Below are 22,687 nucleotides of genomic sequence, written 5' to 3'. Positions count from 1 at the left end.
AAACACCCCGCTACAAGCCGAAATCGACGTTCTTCAGAAGATTTTCGAGCGTCTGCCCGACGACTTGCCCCTTCGCTGCGTCGCCTGCGGAGCCGCCGTTGCCGGGGCCGACCGGTATTTCGAACTTGAAGCGGAATGTCGTGTTACCCTCTTTGGTCAGGCTCCTTTCGTCGGGGTCGCTGTTGCTTGTCGGGATAGATTCCTTCGCCGAGGTCTGCATCGTCGTCCCCTGCACCTTCACGTTGTAGAAATCGGGCTTCTCGGTTGTCCCGCCGACGTTCAGCGTGACGAAGCGGAACTCTTTCCTAGTGAGCCCCGTGATGACTCCGCCGACGACGTTGTGCAGCAGCTCGCCGCTGTCGACCTTGCCCGAGATTATGTCGGAGCCCGCGTCGGCTATGCTGCCGAAGGCGCCCATCAGCGAATTCAGCGCGCGTATGTTAACTTTCCCCATGCTGAAAAGATGCAGCTCCTTCTTGCGGCTGATGAAGCCGTCGAGCATCATATAGCTGTAGACCGTATCGTTTTTCGGCGCCGTCGCCTGGCTGCCCGGCAGGATGTTTATATCCCCGCCGTCGTAGGTGAAGGTCGCCTGCACGCTATGGAAGCGCAGCGGCTTGCCTCCGGTATATTTTTTCGCCGTCTCTATCGCGTCGAAGCTCGTTATCTCCCCGTCGTGCAGCTTCACCGCTCCGCCGCCTCTTACTGTCGAAGCGCGGCCGATCTCTCCTCCACCGCGGATCTTGAGGTCGCCGAGCCCCGTTATATTGCCCTTCAGATTAGGAGCGGCCTGCTTCACGAGCGCCTCGACGTCCGAGCTCATAACCGTGAGGTTGCCGCCCCATTTATTGTCCTTCAGGTCGAAGCCTACGCCGCCGCTGAGCTTTCCGCCGTTCATCTCTGAGTGCAAGTCTTCGACCATCATGTAGTTCTGCGAGACAAAGAAAGGCGCCGAGACGTCCTTAAATTCTATCCCCATAATTCTCAGCTCGGGCGCGGTGAAAGAGCCCGTGCCAGTCAGCTTGGAGAGCTCGCCGGAGCCGTTCATCGAAAAATTCGCCGTCCCTCCGAAGCGCGCGCGGAAATCTTGCGGCAGATACGCGCCGAACTGCTTCATATCGACGTTTTCACCGGCGACGCTGAATTTGCTGAGCCACTTGCCGTTTTCCTCGTAGATGCGCCCGCTGGCCTTGACGGTACCGTCGTGCAGCAGGGCCCTCGCGTCGCCGATCACGATCTCCTTCAGGGAACCGTGGCACTTCACGTCCATCATCGGCAGCATGAAGCCGCGGCAGCGCAGCGGCGCTATGCGGCCGGAGCCCTCGAAGGTCGGCGCGGAGAGCGTGCCGCCGACATCGGCGCTGGCCTCGATGAGCCCCTGTATCGAACGCACCGCCGGAAGATGTCTGCGAAGCAGCTCATAGACGTTCAGCTTGCTTACCGAAGCCGACAGAACAAGCTTGGCGTTTGAAAAAGGCTCGCCGCTCGGCGGCATGATTATTTTGCCCGCCACCGACGTTTCACCGTTCAGGAATATGCCGTCGGCCTTTTTTATGAGAATCTCCTTAGGAGCGCCTTCTATCACGCCCTTCAGCGTATCGGCCCTGAACTCGCGCCAGCGCACCTTTTCACCGTCGAAGCCGAGCGCCCATTCGAGTCCGCCGGGTGCGCTGCCGGCCGTTATCTCCCCCGTGACTTTTCCGGATATGTCTTCGCTCGTCTTCAGCAGCCCGTTGACGATCGAGAGATCTACGCCCGCGACCTTGCCGCCGAGCTTCCACGAGGTCCTGCCGTCAGCGCTCGCCTTCGGAAGCTTTATTTCACACGCGAGAATCCCCCGTCCTCCGCAGCCCTCGGCCTTCATCGGATCGAGGCGCATCACGCCCTCCGAATACTCAGCTTTTGTGTTGAATCTGCTGAGGCGGAGCCTGCGGAACTGCCCGGAGGGCATGCTGAAGTCCGCCTTGACCACGGGCGAAGAAAGCTGTCCGGACGCGCTCCATCTGCCGGAGGCAACGCCCTCTATATCGAGGGCCTTGAGCGCCGGAATAAGCTGATAAAGGCGCTTGGCGTCGGCGTCGCGGAAGGCGCCCTTAAAGTCGAGGAGCTTATCCTGCGACTCACCGAGGAGCGCCGTGCCGGAGGCGGTGAGCTTCGCGCCGTTGAACTCCGCGGACGAGCGGGCCAATGTGAACTTTTTATCCGTCGCCGAGTAACTTCCCGAGACATTTACATTCGACAGGGCGCCGACCTTCTGAAGCGTTATCGCGGCCGACGATGCCGCGGCGTCGACGACCCAGCGGCCGGTCAGGCCACGGCACGTCCCCTTGAGCGAGACGGCGCCGCTGGCGGCCGCCTTGTCGGCGCCTGGCAGGCACTTCAACACCTTTTCTATCGGATAGCCCTCTACCGAGAAAGCGACGTCGGTCGGCACCTTGTCGCCTAAGGAGAGCAGCCCCTTCAGCGCGACCCTTTTGCCTTCGGCTGTCGCCGAAATATCGAGATCGCCGGCCGGGCGGCCGTCGAAGACCGCACTGCCGGAGAGCCCCTTAAGTTTGATCTCCCTGTAGCTCAGATCGGAGGGCGAAAGGTCGATGCGCCCCTTGAGCGCGTTTATCGGCCCTTCGAGCTCCGCCGAGAGCGACGAGATGCCGCCCTTCAAAAAGAGCGCCTGCCCCTTCGTCTCTTTCTCAAACTGTGGGCTCCAGTCAGCGAACTTAAAATTCTTTATGTCGGCCGCGAGCGTCATATATTTATCGGCGGAGGCACCGTCGATGGTGAGCTTCCCCGAGAGGACGGAATCGAAGACCTTCCCCTGCCCGACCTCCACGGCGATATGACCGGGCTTCAGATCCCACTTCGTCTGCAAGTCGCTGATCGGTATGCCTTTGACGACGGCGTCGTGCAGATTGCCGCTGCCGGCCGAAGCGATATTTTTGCCGCCGCCGCGGAAAGACGCGCTGCCGGAAAGCACGCCGCGGACGCCGTAGCCTTTGAGCTCGGGGAGTATCTCCGAGAGGTCCGATATGTTCAGAGAAGCGACGTTGATCGTCATATCCGCCGAAGGGTAGAGCGCGCCTGAGAGCTCGGCGCTGCCGCCCTCAAGCCCCAGCCTGAATTTGTCAAGGCGCCACGAGCCGCCCCTCTTTGCGACCGCTCCCGAGGCGGTGAAGTCCCTGCTTGCGACGACGGCGGCGATGTCGAGCCTGAAATCCTGTGAATTTCTTATCTTCACGACACCCGGCTTCTTGAAGTTGATCGTACCCCACTTCGTGCGCAGCGTGCTGTCGCTGATCGCGACCTTCTCTATCGGCACGTCGACCGGTTCGTCGGATTTTTTCTCCTTTTTCGGCATCAGCTCGAGCAAATCGTCGAGCGACGCGTCAAGCCCCTCTACGCTTAGCAGGGAAAGCTTCGGGCTGTCGGTGACGACGCTCGGCCAAGAGATTTTAACCCCGACATTTTTCACGAAGAGCATCCTCTCGCCGTAGCGCGAAAGCTCGACATCCTCGGCTTTGAAGCCCGTGACGGGGTTCCCAGAAATGCCTCCTATCGCGACGTCGGACGAGATAGCCTCGGCGGCCGTTTCAATGACCTTCTCGTACACTAAGTCCCCGAGAAAATTCATTTTCGAGAGCGCAAAGAGCCCCCCGCAGACAAAAACGGCGGCGATGAAGAGGAACGTTTTCCATCTGCGTCTCCCGAGCGAAGCCTTCTTCTCTTCCACGGTTTTTATTTCTATATTTTTAGATTCCTTATCCAAAGCGATACCACCTTATCGTCCGGCGCTACAAAATACGCGTGCGCCCGGATGAAACAAATCTCCTCCGGCGCAAAACGTTAGACAGGATAATTTTATCACTACACAGACATTTTATAGCGCAAATGCGCGGAGGAGACAATTAGAATCGGCTTGAACGCGTCTCCATTTATGAAAAATTTCTAAGCCAGACGCGCCCCGCGCCGGTAGAAAAGCCGCGGCGGGCTTCCTGCCCGCCGCGGCTCATAAGACACGCGGAAACTATCCATTTTTGGCACGGTGCGAAAGCCGCGCCTTTCGTCAGTCCATGCCGCGCATTATCACTTCGAGGACGCCGCCCGCGACTGCCAGCGCCTTGTCCGTGATGCTGAAACAGTGCGACGGATCTCCGCGCGGGTCGACGTCGCCTATCTTCAGTCCCTTCGTCAGATAAACGCTCGGATGAATCAGCCCTCTCAAAACGCCGCCGACCCCGGCGCGGACAGGTATCCTGTCCACGTAGGCGACTGTTTCTCCGCAGGAGACCTCGTCGCCGATTTTGCGCGCCGGCGACAGATAGCCGTTGGCCGGCGCGCGCAGCAGCCTCTCTATACCGTAGCCCTTTATCACTCCGGGCACACCGGTGTTCGGTATCGCGCTGCCGCTGGTTATGACGCGCCCCAGCGAATGCCCGCGCTTCGTTTCAATAACGGCGTGTACGTCTTCCGGCGCGGAAAAGCCTGGCCCGATCGCTATGACGAGCGGCGCCATATCCTTCGTCGTGCCCAGGTTTTTCTTCGCCATGACCGCATCCACGAGGACGCGCGGCCTGATTTTTTTAATGGCTCCGCCTTCCGGGTCGATCAATACCTGAATCTTTTCGGAAGAGGCGTCGAAGGCCTCCGCCGAATCGATCAGCACGGCCTCCATGCCCTCTATCTTTATCGAGCCGTCAAAGACGGCCGACGCCGCGGAGACGGTCCTGCGGACGACCAGCGGCCGCTCCGTCTCCAGGACAAGCACCGAAAAACCGACCCTCCAGAGCCTGTAGATTATTCCTGTTGCGAGGTCTCCTCCGCCTCTTACGATGACAGTCCCGGCATTTTTCATTAAAAAAGAAACCTCTTTTCAAATCAGCGAAACTAAAACTTCTACAGCCTGCTGACCTTCAAAACGTCGCAGCGCAGACAGCGCCCGGCTTCTTTCGCTATTTGTCCTTCGCTGAAGCCGCATTCAGTTTCACGGAAACAGGACTTCCTCTCTTTCGGGGAGAGCGTAGGCATCGCCTGACGCTTCGACGGCGTTTCGTCGACGGGCTTGCTCAGCTCCCTCTTGATATATTTCTTAGAGATCACCTGTCCATCCCCTCCGAGATAGCGGTCGATCGACGACGCCGCTTCCTTTCCTCTGTTCACTCCGCCTACCACGGAATCCGGCCCGGTGGTGCAGTCTCCGCCGGCAAATATCCACGGCGTACCCGTGCCGCCGAAGTAAGCCGCTTCGATCACGTTGCCGCGAATCTCGATAAGCTCTTCGCTGCCGGCCACGACCTCGCGGCTGAGCGCCTGTCCTATCGCGCAGATAACGTAATCCGCGCCCACCTTCATCTGGGAGCCCTCATCATATACGGGGTTGAAGCGTCCTGACGAATCAAAGACCGCGGTGCATTTCTTGAACTTAACTCCGCAAACGCGCCCCTCTTCTGCTATAATCTCCAGCGGCCCCCAGCCGTTGAAGACGAGAAGCCCCTCTTCACAACCCTCTCTCACTTCGTCAGCGTGCGCCGGCATCTCTTTTTCCTTTTCAAGGCAGAAAAGCGAGACCTTCGCGGCGCCGAGGCGTATCGCGCTTCTTGCGCAGTCCATCGAGACGTTCCCTCCGCCAACGACGATTATCTCTTTGCCGTTGAAATCGGGGGCCGCCCCGGTCTTCAACGAGCGCAGGAAGGAAACTCCAGACATCACGCCCTCGGAACCTTCGCCCGCTACGCCGAGCTTTCTGTCGTTGTGGTCGCCGACGGCGAGATAGACCGCCATGTAGCCCATCCTGCGGAGCTCTTTTACGCTCAGATCTTTCCCTATCCTCTTGCCCGTGACAAATTCTATGCCCATCTCTTCGAAAAGGGCGATCTCCTTTGCGAACTTGTCGCGCGGCAGGCGATATTCAGGAAGCCCGACCGCAAGCATCCCCCCTATTACCTCCAGAGCCTCGAAAACCGTAACTTCATAGCCCTTCTTCTTCAGATAGAAGGCGCATGAGAGTCCCGACGGCCCCGAGCCGACTACCGCGACGCGCTTACCATTGGGCGCTTCCATCTCGGGCATCGGGAACTTTCCGTCGTGCTCAAGTATCCAGTCCGTGATAAAGCGCTTAATGCCGCGTATAGCTATCGGTTCGTCTATTTTAACACGGTTGCACATACTTTCACAGAGGTGGTTGCATACGCGGCCGCAGGTGAGGACGAGCGGGTTCTCGTTCTGTATGACTTTGTACGCTTCGCGGTACATACCGCGGCGCGCGAAATCAAGATACAGAGGAACTTCGACGTTCGCCGGGCAGGCGTTCTGGCAGGTATAGCGCATACAATGGATATAAGCCGAAGGATCGTGGCGCTCGTAAAGGCACTCTGTGCAGTAGAGGCATTCCGTTATCCTGTCGAAACGATGGTCCTTGACCTTGCGCACCCACATCGGGTCGGCGATAAGCGGGCGCGCGAGCGCGACCATGTCGGCGCGTCCTTCGGCAATGACGTCGTCGGCGAATTCCGGGTTGCCGAGCTTTCCGACGGTAACGACGGGAACGTCGACGACTTTTTTGATTTCTTCGGCAAGATAGACGTTCGGCCCGTCCGGATATTCAATCGTCGGCTTGCCGCGCTGATCCGAGTAGCCTTTGACTGGGGCGTCGTCGAAACGCACGCCGGCCGATACGTCCATGCAGTCTACACCGTTCTTGACGAGCTCTTCAGCAAAGATGCGGCTTTGAACGATCGTATTGCCGCCGAGGACGAATTCCTCGGCGCTTATGCGCGCGAAAAGCGGATAATCGGGGGCGACGATCTCGCGCACCCTTTTCAATATTTCAAGGTGCATGAACATGCGCCCGTATATGTCGCCGCCGAATTCATCGGTGCGTAGGTTGGTACGGCGCGAAATAAAGTCGGCCATCGTGTACGTATGAGCGTAGTGAAGCTCTATAGTATCAAACCCCGCTTCGTAGGCGCGGCGCGCGCCGGCGACAAAGTCGCCGATAATGCCGTAGCATTCTTCGTTCGTCAACTCGTGCGGCTTTTTTCCGACGCCGTATATCGAATGCGCGATCTGCAGACCGATTTTACAGCCCTCGCTATGCACCGCCGCGATGAGCTTCTTAAAGCCTTCGATGTGATCGTCGCTGCTTATCTGAAGGCGAAGCCCCGGGTGGATATAATAGGAGCTGACGCTCGTGTGCTCCGTCATAATAAGGCCGACGCCGGAGCGCGCCCTGTCTACGTAATGTTTGATGGTGTTTTTAGAGACGAAGCCCCCGGGAGCGGCCGAATTCGTGAACATCGGCGACATTATCACCCTGTTCGCCAGCTCCATCGTTTTGATTTTTATAGGCGTGAAAAGGCCTATTCTTTGCATCGCTTTATCATCCTTTCGGCTTTCTTATCCCGTCGACTTACGCTCAGCGGTACAATCCTGAACAAATCAGGCAATGGCAAATGGTTTTTTCGAGATATAGTTCTTGTCGGGGCATCATAGTTCGTCTATGAATTCCCTTTGCGCATGCGCAAAGGAGCTCCGTATTTCGGAAACGAAGCCCCTTGCGCATTTTTATTACTGTTTTTTATTTTTCCTGTTTTTGATTTTTTCCGACGCGATCCTCACGGCGTCGTAGAACTGCAGGTATCCTGTACAGCGGCAGAAGTGCCCGGATAACTCGTCGCGGACCTCTTCCTTCGTCGGGTTTTCCTCGCGCATAAGTAGCGCCTTCGCGGAGAGAACCACCCCCGGCGTGCAGAAGCCGCACTGTATCGCGCCCGCTTCCATAAAAGCTTCCTGTATCGGGTCAAGTTCGCCGTTCTGCGCGAGCCCCTCGATTGTGATTATGCTTTTCCCGTAGGCCTTCATCGCCGGCACTATGCAGGAATCAACGGGAAGGCCGTCGACGAGCACCGTGCAGGCGCCGCACTCTCCCTCTTCGCATCCCTTCTTCGTACCGGTGAGCCCAAGGTCATACCTGATCACATCCGCGAGCGAACGGCTCGGGTCTATCATTATTGCTACGTTTTTGCCGTTTACGACACATTTTAATTCCTGCATCTCAAACCACTCCCTATGCAAAGAGCGAGGCCGCCTGTATCAGCGCCTGCTCCACAAGGTCTTTGACAAGCACTTTGCGGTACGTCCCTGAGCCGCGGACAAGAGAATCGCGCGGCGACGCCTCCGCTCCGGCGGCTTCCGCCGCCTCGGCGAAGAGCTCCGGCGACGCTTTTTTGCCGATAAGATACTCTTCGGCGTTTCTTGCCCTGAAGGGCACGACGGCGACGGGAGAGGCGACGACGCGCGCCGCCTTTATCGTTCCGTCGTCTTCGGCCTCCAGCATCACCGCGGCGTTGACGACCGGCAAAGCCATAGCTTCGCGCGGCGCGATGCGCTTGAAAGCCGTTCCGTATTTGCCGGAGGGGATTCTTATTTCGATCCGTGTGAGAATTTCCTTTGTAGGATCGACATAACTCTCTCCTACTCTTTTTGAAAGTTCGCACAGCGGCCGCATACGCGCGCCTTCGGGGCCGACCAGTTCGCACTGCGCGCCAAGCGCGGTCATCGGGACCACGGAGTCGGCGGCGGGCTGCGCGCTGACGATGTTTCCCGCGAGCGTCGCTATATTGCGTATCTGCGGGGAACCTACGCTGCGGCAGCCGTCGGAAAGCGCGGGAAAGATTCTTTTGACGTCGGGGTGCGCCGCAATCTCGGCGTGCGTCATCGCCGAGCCGATCGTCATCTTATCGTCCGCCGTGGAGACAAATCTCATCTCCGACAGCTCGGAAACGTCGACAAGGACCGACGGGGAAACTTTCTCTTCGCGTATCCATAGCATGAGGTCCGTCGCGCCGGAAACGAGGCGCGCTTCGCCCTTATATTCTGTAAGAAACTCAAGTGCTTCTTTTATATTTTTGGGAAAAAGGTGCTTCTCGACTTTTTTCAATTCATTTACCTCCAAGCTTGAGGCCTGAGAACTGCTGAACTACAAGAACAGCCGCCACCGCAAGCCCAATATAGTCCGAGACTGCTTCGGGATATATAAGAAGCAGCCCCCCCAAGACAAGTGCCGCGCGAAGCGCCATAGGTATGCTTCTCTTCAGGAAGCCTTCAAGGCCGGCACAGAGAATTACGACCCCCAGCGTCGCGGTGGCCATGATCCAGATGCTGCGTAGCGCGAAGTTGTCCGGCGTTACCATGAGCATCGGTTCAAATACGAATATGAACGGCACTATAAACGACACGAGCCCTATTCTGCAGGCCTGCCAGCCCACCGTCGCGGCGTTCGCGTCTGAAATGCCCGCGGCCGCGTAGGAGGCGACGGCGACGGGCGGCGTGATAGCCGAAAGCGTGGCGAAATAAACGACGAACATGTGCGCCTCCAGCGGACGCAGGCCGAGCTCATAAAGAGACGGGATGCAGAGAGCTGCGGTAAGGCAGTAAGCCGCAGCCACCGGCATGCCCATGCCGAGCAGAGTGCAGATGGCCGCGGTCAACACCAGCGCCGAGAGCGTGCTGTTGCCGCCAAGGCTCAAGATGAGGCTCGCGAGCTTGCCGCTGAGTCCGGTAGTCATGAGCCCCGCTATGACGCAGCCCGCGACCGCGCAGGAGAGAGATACTATGACCGCAGAACGCGCGGAATCCTCGAGCGCCTTGATTATCGCTGGGAGATGCATCCTCGTTTCCTTGCGGGCCCAGGACGCACCTATGACGGCGAGTATGCCCACGACGGCGGAGAGATTCGCCGTGTAGCCACGCATAAGCATGGCGACAAGCACGACCAGAGGGACAAGGAAGACCCAGCCCTCCTTCAGCGTCGCACGTACCGAGGGCAGTTCAGAAGAATCGAGCCCTACTAGCCCGAACTTTTTAGCGCGGAAGTGAACTATGAGGAGCAACGCCAAATAGTAAAGTACGCCGGGGACGAAGGCGGCTATGGCTATATTTTTATATGAGATACCCGCCATCTCGACCATAAGGAAGGCGGCGGTGCCCATTATAGGCGGCATGATGCCGCCGCCGGTCGCGGCCACGGCCGTTACCGCGCCGGAGAACGTCCCGTCGTACCCGGCTTTTTTCATCATAGGTATAGTGAACGAACCAGTCGTAACGACATTCGCCGTCGGGCTGCCGTTGATCATGCCGAAAAGGCCGCTTGTGATGATCGCCACCTTGCCTGCGCCGCCGGCGTAGCGTCCCGCTACGGCCATCGAGAATTTGTAGAAGAAGTCTCCCGCTCCCGACGCGGCGAAGAACGAACCGAACATTACGAACATGAAAACGTATGTAGCGGCCGCCGCGATCGGAGACGAATAAATCCCGTTCGTCGTGTAGACAAGCTGGTCGAGTATATCGATGGCGAGCAACTTTCTGTGGTAGAGGATACCCGGAATATTATGCCCCAAAAGCGCATAAGCGACGAAAACGCACCCTATGAAGGGAAGCACAAACCCCATGCACCTCTTCGTAAGCCCTATGACGGCTACTACGGTCAGAAGGCCTATCACGATTTCTATAGAAGAGAGTTCGTCGACCATCGGCATCCTGGAAAGATATGTTTCCATCTGCGAGCAGTAAAACACGCCCGCGGCCGCGAGTATAGCGGCGTAGATCCAGTCCTCAACCGGGATTCTTGTGCTTGCGCGGTCGCTCGCACGGAAGGTCCTTGTATATATCAGCGAACAGAGGACCATAATGAACGTCAGATGTATCGCATAATGCATCTGAGGCTGTATGGTCAGGAACGTAGCCTGAGCAAGCTGGTACAAAGACATTGCAACCGCGATGCACTTTACCGCTTTGGCGTCGAGGCCGGAGAGCTTGCGCTTCTTCCCCTGTTCCGTAAGTATCTTCCATAATGTGTTCACTTATCTGCACCTCAATTTCAACTCATATGGCGGAAACGTTTTATGTATTCCGCGGAAAATCCGCGTACTAAGCTTTCTTCTCTTGAAGAGCCCTGTACAGTTTTTCCGGCGTGATCGGCAGGTCGCGCATACGCACTCCGCAGGCGTCCTCTATCGCGTTCGCTATAGCGGGCGCGGTCGGTATCAGAGTAGGTTCGCCGACGCCTTTTGCGCCGTAGGGGCCGATCGGGTCATTCGTCTCGATGGTGATTCCCTCGACCGGAGGCATGTCTTTGATCGTCATGAAGGTGTAGCCGTGCAGGCCGCTCGTCGCCGGAACGCCCTTTTTGAAGAGCATGTTCTCGTAAAGGCACCAGCCTATACCCTGCGCCACTCCACCGGTTATCTGTCCGTGCAGGCCGAGCTCGTTGATGACCTTGCCGACGTCGTGCACCGCCACCACGCGGAGGACCTTGACCTTGCCCGTGTATGTGTCGACTTCGACTTCTACGCCGTGCGCGCCGTATGTGTAAGCGCTCGAGTAGTCTCCGTAGAAATCCTTGTCCGACCCTTCGGTGGGGGGATCATATGTTATATAGGCGGTGAGAGGGACGCCGGCCCTCGTCCTGATAGCTTTCTGCGCAACTTCCTTAAGCGTCAGCAGTATCGAAGGATCGCGGCTGCATTTGATGAGGCCGTTCTCCATGTACATGGTGTCCCTCTGGCGCTTGCTCATCTCAGCCGCGAGATCGAGGATCTGGCCGAGGACCTTCTCGGCGGCGAGTAAGACCGCTTTCCCGCCGACCGTTGTGACGCGGCTTGAGTATGTGCCCATGCCGAACGGGCTGACGTCCGTATCGAGCGGCATTACGGTAATATCGCCGATAGGGACGCCGAGCTTTTCGGAGGCGATCTGCGCGAAGACGGTCTTAGCCCCCTGCCCCATATCGGCCTCGCCGGAGAAGATAAAGACCTCCCCATCCTCGTGTATGCGTATCATCGCCGAAGAGCCGTCGAATTTATCGCCGCCGCGGTTGCCGGAGACGTGCGTCATGCACGCGACGCCGATCCCGCGCTTGATGCGCCCGTTCTCTTCTTCTTTGGGCAGCCTGTTTTCTCTGATCTTCTCGGCTGCAGTCTTTATGCACTCCGCGAGCGCGCAGCTTCTTATGTGCCAGCGGTGCAGAGTTACGTCTCCCTTACGGACGCAGTTCTTGAGGCGCACCTCGACGGGGTCGAGCCCGACCCTGCGGCAGCATTCGTCGATGAAGGATTCGACCGCGAAGTGCATCTGGCTGTTGCCGTAGCCGCGGAAGCCGCTCGTAGGAATTAAGTTCGTATATACAAGATATGAGTCGCATTTTGAAGATTTATATCTGTACAAACAGTCGGTGCGCATCGAGAGATTCAGAAGGACCTTCGGCGCCGCCCACGAATAGGCTCCGTTGTCGGCGACGATCGTCGACTGTTTGCAGACCAGCGTGCCGTCCTTCATCATACCGAGCTTCACTTTCATGCGCGGCGCTATTCTCGGACGCGTCGTAAGCTGTTCTTCATCCCTTGTAAGGAGTATTTTGACCGGGCGCCCCGTCTTTTTTGCGAGCACCGCCGCGATCGGGTGGAAGTTCCTTATCCATATTTTGGCCCCGAAACCGCCGCCGATAAAAGGCGACTTCACCGAGACCTGGGCGGGCTTGATTCCCAGCGCCTTGGCTATCTCGTTTCTACCCTGAAAAGCCGACTGAAGCCCGGTCCAGATAGTCAGGCGGCCGTTCGACTCCCACTGGGCGACGGCTCCGAATGGCTCAAGATAAAGCCCTGAAACGCGGTGCGTGCTGAATTCCTCTTCGAAGACATAGTCGCAGGCCGCCAAGTCTGCTTCGACATCGCCGCGCTGAATATGATACTCGCGCGCGACATTCGTTCCCTTTTCTTCGTGGACGAGAGGTGAATCCTTCTCCAGCGCCTTGACTGGGTCATCTACGACTGGCAGAAGCTCATATTCGACCTTTATAAGCTTCAGCGCTTCCTTTGCTATCTCGTCGTTCTCCGCGGCGACCGCCGCCACCTCGTCACCGACATAGCGCACCTTGTCGACTGCCAGCATATCGACATCGGCGATCTCCATTCCAAACTTGTTATGCGGGCAGTCCTTCGCCGTTATGACCGCCTTTACCCCCGGCAGCGCCTCGGCGGCCGACGTATCGATCGACAATATTTTTGCGTGCGGATGCGGCGAACGCAGGATTTTCCCTGTCAAAAGCCCGGGAAACTGCATATCGTCGAGATATTTTGCCGACCCCGTCACCTTCTCATTGGCGTCCACAAAACTCTGTTTCAAGCCTATACTTTTAAATTGTTCCATTCAGAACCCTCCGAAACCCTTTAGTGATACAACTACAATTCGGCAACCTCAAAAAGGTTCCCTCTGCCTCGTTGTCTTACAATCCTCATGACGCCGCGGACGAATAAGACCGCGCCGGCTATCATGCCCTTTTCCGTCAGTTCTTCGGCTCTCGCGGCTCCCGACGCAAGCGCCGCTTCGACGCTCTCCTTATTTAACGCGCCCACGGATCTCGTGACGGTAAGGCCGCGTATATCGGTACCGTAGTCGAGCTCTTCCGCGAGGCACTGTTCTATCGCGGGGTCGTCGCAGTAACAGGTGTTTGCGATCGCAGTGGCCGCTGCGTCCGCCTTCGAAGAATCGGCCGCAAGCGCCGTCGCCGCCGAAGCTATGCCCCGTGTAAGGCTGCGTCCTCCAAGCCCGCTCGTCGCAAGACCCCTTATATCTTCAAATGCGTAAATCTTAAGAGAGTGTGTCGCCCTTCCAAGGCTGAGGTCGCTTATCATTCCCACGTTGATGAAATCTTTACGCCCCCTTGACACGCGCCAGGCGACGTCTCCGCCGTTGTTGGCAAACGCATAGTCCGCGCCGAAGGCGGCCATCGCGCTTACGGCGAAGTCGGCCGTCGTGCCGGCCACGGCGGCAAGCGGCGTGAAAGTTCCATCTCCAAGCAGGGCGACGGACTCCGCCATCTTGCGGACGACGCAAGGTACGCTCTCCGGAATAGATTCGATCTCGGAAAGAGGCGTGCGGATAAAGTCAAGATTCCCGGCTAACCCGTCAAAAATTTTCAGCGCCTTCTTCGCCCCCTCCACCGCGCTTTCCGTGAAGGGTCTTCCGCGCTTCCGTGCTTCGAGCGTCATAGTGACGGGCCCGTAGTCTACAAGAACGACTCCGTCTCCTATAACGCTGTATTTTTCAAAACCCATCGGCATCGCTTCCGCCTGAAAGCGCCGCGGCGTGAGTGGCGCCGCGGCACAGCTAAATTACTTGTTTTCGTTGAAGAACTTGACCGCGCCGGGATGAAGCGGCACGGGCGCAGTGTCTTTAAGATCCGCCAGCTTTAGCCCCTTGAGCGAGCCGTGGATGTTGCAGAAATAAGCGAAGTTGTCCTTGATCGACTTTAGAATCGCGTACGCGTCGTCATCCGGCAAGTCGGCGTTCGTGAAGAGGACCACCGTAGCGCCGACTGTCGGCACATCTTTCTTAAGGAAGTTGTAAGAGCCTTTGGGGATTACCGTCGAATAGGTGCCGAGATCGGCGTTCACCTTCTTGGCCGCTTCCGGCGAAATGGGAAGCAGGTTCAGCTTGAGGGTCGTCCCGGCGTCGACGACGTGGCTTGACGGGACCTGAATGACGTTGCTGTAGGCGTCGATCTTGCCGTCCCTCATTAGGTCGAGCCCCGCGCCCATCGAGCTGTTCTTCGCGAAGCCGCCCCATTTTTCGAGATCCTCGACCTTGACGCCCTCAGCCTCTATAACGTTCTTGCCGACGAGGTCCATGAAAGAATCCTTTGTGTTGAAGTAGACCTTAAGCGGGTATTTCTTATCCTTCAGTTCTGCAAAAGAATTCACGCCGGTATCCGTTTTGATGATGAAATGCTCGACGGCGCCTTTATAAAGGACGCAGAGCGCGCGAAGGTTGTCGAGCTTTTTGTTGAAAGGCTTTTTGCCTTCCGCCGCCATCTTTATAAGCTGGGCGTGAGCGATACCGAGCTGTATCTTCCCGCGGGAGACAAGGGCTAAGTTCGCCGCTTCCTGTCCTACTTCATAAGCGGTGTTCGAACCCGGATAGCTGCGCCTGACTACCTCGCCAACACCCTCTCCTATAGCAGCCCACGCACCGCCGATCGAGCCGCCGCATATCGCGAGGTCGAGCTTTTGAGCCGCCTGCGCCGGCGCTGATAAGCCAACCGCGGAAAAAACCATAGCCGCCAGTGCCAATACGAAAAGTCCCTTTTTCATTACAATGTTCTCCTCTCAAAGCATATATTTTTATTAAATGCCCGCCGCATAACAACGGGCAGTCAATCAGGCGCTAATCCTTCAGCTTCGTGTACCCGAATCTGCCTTCTTTGAGAACGTCCTCCTTCGTGCGCATCGCGTGCACGTGCCCCTTGATCTTCTTATAATTCTCAACGGTCATCGTATATTCGATAGGAGCGAGGACCGCCGGCGAGGCGGTGTAGTTGAAGGGGTGCTCTATCATCTTTTCAACGTCCGCGAGGAAGGTGATGCCGCCGCCGGGCATGACGTACGCAGGCGCCCCCGCTATAGTGAGCGTCGCGTCCCCTCTGTGCACGGCCTTTGTGATCTGTATGGGGTCCACCGTCACGCCGGCTCTCGCGCTTCCGCCGACGCCGGCGTAATACATCGCTGATACGCGGCTATCTTCGCAGCAGCCGGCCGCCATTTTGCGGAATTCCTCAAGTTCCGCGGGAATCTCGACGGGAACGGGCCTGCCCTCTTTCGACACTTCGAAGAGCGCTATTTTACGCCACGTCGTTTCGGCGACGAGAATCTTCATTCCCGGCTTGGCGACGCTCATATCGATATCCTTTATCGCGTCGATCGGGTCCTTGATATTCGTTCCGCCCCAGCCGTCGCCGTGTTCGAAGAAGTAGCGTCCGTTCGTCGCGAGGCGTCCCACGGGGGTAACTCCGCTGTAGGGCTTCTGCTCCGCACCGGCGGGATGCTTCGTGAAGAGCCCGGTGATATGGTGATCGAGAATTATCGCTTCGTCTACGAGCGGAGCGAGCGAGCGCGCGAAAAGCCCACAGCAGGCGCCGCCGCAACCTACGCGCATCTTGTCGTCGACTGCGCCGTTGATCACAGGATGCTCTCCCACCTGCAGCTCAAGCGTACATCCGCCGTCGACCGTGAGAGTCACCTTCTGCTTGTTGCCGAGCTCCGCCATAGTCTTTACGACGAACATCCCGTCGGGGCCCTTTACTTTATTCACTCCGCCTAAAATGAGGATATGAGAGCCGTACTGTTCGGTAGTCACGATGCCTACAACCCTGCCGCTTCTGCGGACGAGCGCGCCTTCATCGCCGATGTGCGCGTTAGTGTCGATTTTGACCATCATCGAACTGTAAGAGACCGGCGCTTCGGTTACGACTGTGACGACGTCGAAACCCCCACGTTTTTCCGTTACGATATACGGAGCCGGCTTATAGTCCGGGTAGGCGGCTCCGGCGCCGACGGCCGAAACGACAGGCTTCATAGTCGCTATCTTTTCGGCGGGCACTTCGGTATTTGTTGGAATCTGAAGAGGCCTGACGAGTTCAAGCTTTCCGTTCTCGTTGCGGAAGCGCTTGCAGGCGCCCAGCTTTCCCCGCGGGATCCGGCAGCCGACGCCGCAGTTGCGGCAGAGAAGGGCGTCCTCTGCGACCGCATCTTCCGCAAGCGCGCCGGGCTTGCAGTACTTCACGCAGGTCAGGCAATGTACGCAGTTATCGTTCACCGCCGCTTTCTTATCGACGACTTTTATCGCCGAAGAGGGGCAGACCAGCTCGCATATGCCGCAGCCGACGCATTTTTGCAGATTTACCGATATCATAATCTTGACTCCTTCTTTAATTTAAAGTTGACTTAGCTCAATAGACAACAATTTAGAACAAACAAAAGACTTTTTGCTAAACTACAACATCTCTCTTTGCATCCCGTCGCTTCAATATAATAGGTGTAGCCACACTTGCAATGCTTACCAACAGAAGAATTACAACAATGGGCTGCTCAAAAATCGTCAGGTAATTCCCTGAATAGGTCTGAACGGTACGCAATAGCTCCCTATCAGCAATTGGCCCTAAAATTATCCCAAGAACAGTCGGCATAACAGGAAAATCGTGTTTTTTCATTACATACCCCATAAGACCAAAGATCAGCATAAGCCCCGCATCAAAGAAGGCGTTCCTATTTGCGAAGGCGCCCAGCACCATGAACATCAAAACGCAGGGAATAAGGTAACGGACAGGTATCTTGAGAACATACGCTGCGCACAAAGAAATCAGCAAACCAACGATATACATTACAATCTGCTGAATAAAAAGCGAAGAAATCGCCGCGTAAACTATGTCCCTGTGGTCAATAAACAGGCTCGGGCCAGGAACCCATCCTTGGAGCATCAAGGCGCCAAGAAGCATAGCGGTTGAGGCGCTGCCGGGAATTCCTAAAACGAGCATTGTTGACATCGCCCCGCCTTCAGAGGCGTTATTTGCCGTCTCGCTTGCGATAATACCTTCAGGGATACCAGTCCCAAACAATTTTCTTTTTTTAGAGAACTGTTTACACTGGTTATATGAGAGAAGGCTTGCGACAGTGGCCCCTGCCGCGGGCATTATCCCGACAATGACTCCAAGAACAGCAGTTGCTAAAACTTGCACCCAGCACTTGATTATATCCTTCCAGACAGATAGCATCTTTATTAAGCTCGGGTTAGAGACTTTGCCACTTACTACATACGGCTGATCGATAAGCGACATAATTTCCGGCAGCGACAGAAAGCCTATAAGGCAGGGGATTAACGGGATACCGTCTAACAAATAAAGAATGCCAAATGTGCCGCGTTCAATGCCGTTTGCATTCATACCTATTGTTCCTAAAAGGATTCCGAAAAGCCCGCTGAAGACCCCCTTGAGTGGGTCAGCGCCTAAGCTACCGACGACCGTAAGCCCGAAAATTGCAACCATAAACATTTCAGCTGGTCCGAATTTTAAAGAAAGCGTTGCAAGAGGTTCTGTAATTAACAGCAAAAATACACACCCTACGATGCCGCCTATGACAGAACTGGTTAACGCAAGTCCCAATGCTTCGCTTGCCTGCCCCTTTTTCATCATAGGGTAACCATCAAGCATAGTCGCAATATTAGCCGGAGATCCCGGGGTATTTATCATAATAGCAGTAATAGCCCCGCCGAACAATCCACCGGAATATATAGAGAGCAAAAACACCATAGCGGTTAAAGGATCCATGTTATAGGTAAAGGGAAGCATCAAGGCAATTCCCAATGTGCCTGTTAAGCCGGGCAAAGCGCCTAATATCAGCCCGAAAAACACGCCGGAGAACATATACATTATAAACTTAGGAACAAGGATGATTCCAAAACCTTCAATAAATGGAGTAAAGTCCACCGTTATCACCTCAGATAACTAAAAAGCAAATATCCCTTCGGGAAGCGGGAGCATAAGAACCACTTTAAAAGCAAAATAGAGCAAAATTGTACTGAAAATCGAGAAAACCGCAATTATCCATACTTTACGGACATTTAATATGTAAAACATTGAAGCCATAAAAACAATGCTTGTAAAGACAAAACCAAGATATTGTATTGCCAGCACATAAAGAGCCGTCATAAAAATTATTGCCAGCTCTTTATAAGGGATATGCGTTTTCCTGGCAGCATTGTTATTAACCGCGTTCATCTCAATTTCAGTGCTTTCGTTAACTTTAACGTGAACGTGTTTTGATTTTTTATAATTTATAAATTCAACAACAACAAAATACATATAGATTAACAAAATCAACAAACACGTTGGTTTTATTAATATCTTATCTATTGGATCAACATTTATGCTTTCGAGATAATATGCGCCGGATAAAATGAGGATAACCGTCGGCATAAAAAGCGAAATAATAAATCTTGACATTAAAAGTTTTGCACCTCTCTCTAAACTAAACAGTAAAGATCAAAGGGCTAAAGAGGGACAACTGCAAATTAGCCCTTATACTTCAAAAAATCACTTTTTCACGACTAAATCGTCCTTATACTTCTTGACAAGCTCGTGTATAGCACGGTTCTGTTCCGCGCTCTTTTCCGGCCCGATATTCTGAGTAATTGCATTCTGTTTTGATTCTTCAAGGAATTTTTTATAACCAGGATCATCCATTGTCTGTTGATACGACTTCAATAGCTTTTCGTACCTTTCAGGGTACTTCTTTTTCAAATCGGAATGTACAGCTATAAATGTTGTAACGGAAAGCGGCGCAAACTGTTTTCCATCAAATACTTCGGCAAAGGTCGGTATATCAGGGAACATACCGCCTCTTTTCTGCCCTAGAATAACCAATATCCTTGCTTTGCCGGCAAGCGATATATCGCCGCCAGAATTTCCAATCATGAAATCTACACGTTTTCCCAGCAGCGCTGTTCTTGTACTGTTTCCATTGTCATATGTGACCGATTTAAAATCTAGACCATATTCCTTTTTCAATATTGAAGCCGCAATATTCTGTGGGCCTCCAGCTATATATCCGCATTTCAGTTTGCCAGGGTTGTTTTTTATAGCTTCAAAAAGCGCTTTAGCACTTTTATACTTTGAATCATTCAGCACGCTGATTTCAATAGGGTCCTCCTGTTGAATGTTAAGAAGTTCAAATTGGTCAAATTGATATTTTGCATTGTGCGTAATAATATTGGAACTAAAATATACCTGGCACCCCAAATATACACTATTGCCATCGACTGGCATTCTTGAATAAATGGTCGTTCCCACTTGGCTTGAAGCGCCGTCTCTGTTGTCAACAATAACAGGTACTCCTAAATATTTTTCCCAATATTTAGCTAACCCACGTCCCATAGCATCTGCGGATCCGCCCGCTTTATACGGGACAAGCAAAGTAATTTTTCCAGAGGGCCATTCAGCCGCATAAAGCTGGTTTTGCAAAAACAGCACAGACAGCACAATTATGCAAACCGTAAAAAGCTTCTTCATAATAAATATCAACCTCCTGAATATTTAAACTTAGCTTAGGGTAAAATTTTTATCGACCTAAAACATTTACACCCTCACCGGGAGCAGGATAGTGTAAGTTGACAGTATTCACACTATCCCACTTAAATAAAAAAGTTTTTGTTTTTTAACGAAGGAGCCCTTCCTGTTTCGCCTTAAGGTAGGCGAGCAGTCTGTCCTGTTCGTTGCTGACGATCATCACGCCCTCGTCGACACCCATCCCGGGAGTGCCGGCCATCGCGAAGGGCTTTGTCGCGACCGCGAGGTTCGCGCAGACGATGGCCGCTTTGTCCGTCTGGTTGCAGGTGCCGCCCTGGTAAGCGAGGACCCCGTGGGCCTTGCAGTAGAGGTCGGCCTCGATTATGTTGTTGATGCCGCCCAAGTCTATCGTCTTGACCTGGACCATATCGGCACCCTTGGCGTCGACCCACTGCACGATCTCCTCGTAGGTGTTCGCGTATTCGTCGATGATGAGCTTGAGCCGGCATCCCGCGTCGTCGAGGTATTTGCGCAGATACTTCATCGCTTCGAGCTGCTTCTCGTTCGACTTCATATCGACGGGCATTTCCACGAACACCTCGTAGGGCTTGCAAGCATCGGCGACCTTGATAAGGTACTCTCCAACCTTGTCAAGGTCGTTGTTGAAGGCCTTGCCGATGCAGCCGTACACGTCGTAGCGCATAACGGGCTTGTAGTCGGGTTCGCCTATCTCGGATATACGCTTTGTGACCCATTTGACCCAGTCAAGGAATATCTGCCCGTCCGTCCCAAGCTTTTCTTCGACGTTGTTGATGAGCCCGTGCGGCATCATGCCGACCTTCTTGAGGATCATCTTGTCTACGTTCGTGTAGCGCTCGTCGCCCGACTGCGCGTTGATGCGGACCGGCGTGAGGTCGAGCGGCAGATGGTACTCGTTGAGGACTACTTCGCACATCGTGAGCTTCTGGTCATAGGCGACGGCTTCGAGTATCGCCTGCGTTACACCGTAGCGGACGGAAGCGGGGAGGCGCTTGCCGTCAAACTCGTAGCGGTCGAATTTTTCAGCCGTCGATTTGAACTCTTTGATGTCCATGCCTTCAAAGTAGGGTGCTACGTATTTATCGACGAGCTTCATAAGCGCTTCGGCCGTGTTGGGGATCTCTCTTCCGCCGTTGGCCGCGTACTGCGCTACCGCGCAATCCCCGTAGACCATGTGTCCGTCTTCGAGTATGAACATTACGGAGACGGCGACGCCCGGCTGTCTGATCGATTTGAAGCCCGGCGTTACCGGTTTGCCTTTATAGACGAAGCCGTCCGATTTCGCGCCGGCCTTGATGGCCTCCTTGTCGTCCATGTAGAAGCCTGTGAGCGCTTTCGAGCAAAGTACCTTTTTGACTTTCATTTTAAGTTCGTTCCTTTCAGAATTTTTTGAGAAATTTATTATTAGCTATTAGCGGAAAACTTTTCCGTCCTTGGCTACGAGCTTGCCGTCGATGTAAACTCTTTCGACGTTCTTGAGCTGCGGATATTCCGTGACGACGATGTCCGCCGAATACCCCTTCTTCAGCAGGCCGAGATTCGGCGCAAGGAGCGGCAACACTTCCGTCACGCGCGAAGTGCCCTGGCGCACCGCCTTCGCGAGGTCGACGAGCTTCTTTTCGAGAGCCGCGTGCTGTATCGCTTCGAGCATCGAATCGCTGTGTCCGGCCGCAAAGTCCGTAGAGATGATGTCGACGAGGTCGTTTTCATAGAAGGCGTAGAGATTCTCCGGCCCTGAGACGAGATGCTTCGCACCCCACGGATCGTGGACCGCCGCGTCAAGCACCACGCCGGGGAACTGCTTGAGGTAGCGGCCGTTCTCCACGCACTCTTCCGTCGTGAATAGGTAGTTGGAATGGCAGCAGATGAGAGTCGAGAGCCCCATCTTCGCGATTTCGTGCACGATGTATTTCGATGTGGGGGCGTTGTGAATCATCAGGGGAACGTTGTATCTCTTCGCAAGTCCGGCCGCTTCGCGGTATCCGTCAAGCGCGACCTTCACGGAAGCGAGCGTCGTCTTGTAGACGATGTCTCTCGTCTCTTCGGGGGTGAGGAAGCTGTCGAGCTTCGCCTCTTTAAGTGCCGCCGCGACGCGGTCGCGGTCGTAGTATGATTCTTCGATGTAGCGCCCGAGGACGGAAAGCTTCATAGCGCGGGCCTGGAGGTAATCGATATCCTTGCCTTTGGCCTCTTTTACCGCGCGCGGGATGTAGAGATAATCCTGCCCGCCGCCGCCGAGCGTATGCCCGCCGCCGACCTCTCCGATGCAGACCGCGCCGTCGGCGAGCATTTTTTCGATAGTCATCGCCTTGTGCTTCGGCTGGAAGCCTTTGCCGTCGCAGAGCTCTCCGGCGTGGTAGTTGATCGGGGCGTGCGTCGTCGCCGTCTTGATGCGGATTGGATGGCATTTCTGCGTCTCTTCCACTTCATCCATCGTCGCGAAGCCGTCGACATTAAGGACCGTCGTGTGCCCCTGCAGCAGGCTTCTGTCGAGGTGGTCGAGTATGAACTCGCGTCCGTAGTTGACGCAGCCGCTCGCGAACATCGTTCCGAAGGTCACTCCGTGCTGGTGGTGGTTGATCATGCCCGGCATCACGCATTTGCCGGTGCAGTCGACTACTTCTTCGGCATAGCTTTCGATGTTCTCGTCGTAGTAGAGGTTCACGTCGGCTACGAGCCCGTCGGCCTCGATGACGTTCGCCTTTTCCAGCACTGTCTTGCCGTCCCCGGTAACGACGGTAGCGTTCTTGAATATCTTCATTT

At 55.1% G+C, this 22,687-nt stretch carries 15 protein-coding genes; all 15 read right to left on the bottom strand.

From position 1 onward, the window contains the following. Nucleotides 1–10: 10 nt before the first annotated feature. The 15 genes from EH55_RS02705 to EH55_RS02635 all read right to left on the bottom strand — a co-directional run bounded on the left by EH55_RS02705 (nucleotide 11) and on the right by EH55_RS02635 (nucleotide 22,685). A complete protein-coding gene (locus EH55_RS02705; RefSeq protein ID WP_037974507.1) occupies nucleotides 11–3,763 on the bottom strand; it encodes a hypothetical protein in 3,753 nt (1,250 codons plus the stop codon). Between the two features lie 297 nt (nucleotides 3,764–4,060). Beyond that, a complete protein-coding gene (gene yqeB / locus EH55_RS02700; RefSeq protein ID WP_037974505.1) occupies nucleotides 4,061–4,849 on the bottom strand; it encodes a selenium-dependent molybdenum cofactor biosynthesis protein YqeB in 789 nt (262 codons plus the stop codon). A gap of 41 nt (nucleotides 4,850–4,890) precedes the next feature. After that, nucleotides 4,891–7,365 carry an oxidoreductase gene (locus EH55_RS13280; protein WP_051682573.1) on the bottom strand — a complete coding sequence of 825 codons (2,475 nt, stop codon included), beginning with the start codon at nucleotides 7,363–7,365 and terminating at the stop codon, nucleotides 4,891–4,893. 195 nt (nucleotides 7,366–7,560) lie between these two features. Further along, nucleotides 7,561–8,046, bottom strand: coding sequence for a (2Fe-2S)-binding protein (locus EH55_RS02690; RefSeq protein WP_037974503.1), 486 nt, complete (start codon nucleotides 8,044–8,046; stop codon nucleotides 7,561–7,563). A gap of 13 nt (nucleotides 8,047–8,059) precedes the next feature. Next, on the bottom strand, nucleotides 8,060–8,932 hold the full coding sequence (locus EH55_RS02685) for an FAD binding domain-containing protein (protein ID WP_037974502.1): 873 nt from the start codon (nucleotides 8,930–8,932) through the stop codon (nucleotides 8,060–8,062). Between the two features lies 1 nt (nucleotide 8,933). Continuing rightward, on the bottom strand, nucleotides 8,934–10,853 hold the full coding sequence (locus EH55_RS02680) for a TRAP transporter permease (protein ID WP_051682572.1): 1,920 nt from the start codon (nucleotides 10,851–10,853) through the stop codon (nucleotides 8,934–8,936). A gap of 67 nt (nucleotides 10,854–10,920) precedes the next feature. Further along, nucleotides 10,921–13,197, bottom strand: coding sequence for a xanthine dehydrogenase family protein molybdopterin-binding subunit (locus tag EH55_RS02675; RefSeq protein WP_037974501.1), 2,277 nt, complete (start codon nucleotides 13,195–13,197; stop codon nucleotides 10,921–10,923). Between the two features lie 32 nt (nucleotides 13,198–13,229). Further along, a complete protein-coding gene (locus EH55_RS02670) occupies nucleotides 13,230–14,105 on the bottom strand; it encodes a hypothetical protein (RefSeq protein WP_051682571.1) in 876 nt (291 codons plus the stop codon). A 57-nt stretch (nucleotides 14,106–14,162) separates the two neighbouring features. Next, nucleotides 14,163–15,140 (bottom strand): TAXI family TRAP transporter solute-binding subunit, encoded by a 978-nt coding sequence (locus EH55_RS02665; protein WP_037974499.1) that lies wholly within the window; start codon nucleotides 15,138–15,140, stop codon nucleotides 14,163–14,165. 73 nt (nucleotides 15,141–15,213) lie between these two features. Beyond that, nucleotides 15,214–16,737, bottom strand: a complete 1,524-nt coding sequence (locus tag EH55_RS02660) for a 4Fe-4S binding protein (RefSeq protein WP_037974497.1) — start codon at nucleotides 16,735–16,737, stop codon at nucleotides 15,214–15,216. A 76-nt stretch (nucleotides 16,738–16,813) separates the two neighbouring features. After that, the gene (locus tag EH55_RS02655; RefSeq protein ID WP_037974496.1) at nucleotides 16,814–18,307 is read right to left on the bottom strand and encodes a tripartite tricarboxylate transporter permease; all 1,494 of its coding nucleotides are present in this window, start codon (nucleotides 18,305–18,307) and stop codon (nucleotides 16,814–16,816) included. An 18-nt stretch (nucleotides 18,308–18,325) separates the two neighbouring features. Further along, nucleotides 18,326–18,823 carry a tripartite tricarboxylate transporter TctB family protein gene (locus EH55_RS02650; RefSeq protein ID WP_037974495.1) on the bottom strand — a complete coding sequence of 166 codons (498 nt, stop codon included), beginning with the start codon at nucleotides 18,821–18,823 and terminating at the stop codon, nucleotides 18,326–18,328. Between the two features lie 90 nt (nucleotides 18,824–18,913). Next, nucleotides 18,914–19,888, bottom strand: a complete 975-nt coding sequence (locus EH55_RS02645) for a tripartite tricarboxylate transporter substrate binding protein (protein ID WP_051682570.1) — start codon at nucleotides 19,886–19,888, stop codon at nucleotides 18,914–18,916. Nucleotides 19,889–20,033: 145 nt separating this feature from the next. Beyond that, a complete protein-coding gene (locus EH55_RS02640; RefSeq protein WP_037974494.1) occupies nucleotides 20,034–21,287 on the bottom strand; it encodes a methylaspartate ammonia-lyase in 1,254 nt (417 codons plus the stop codon). 48 nt (nucleotides 21,288–21,335) lie between these two features. Continuing rightward, a complete protein-coding gene (locus tag EH55_RS02635; RefSeq protein WP_051682569.1) occupies nucleotides 21,336–22,685 on the bottom strand; it encodes an amidohydrolase family protein in 1,350 nt (449 codons plus the stop codon). Nucleotides 22,686–22,687: the final 2 nt, after the last annotated feature.

The sequence above is a fragment of the Synergistes jonesii genome (assembly GCF_000712295.1).
Lineage (GTDB): Bacteria > Synergistota > Synergistia > Synergistales > Synergistaceae > Synergistes > Synergistes jonesii.
This window is presented reverse-complemented; position numbering and strand designations above follow the sequence as displayed.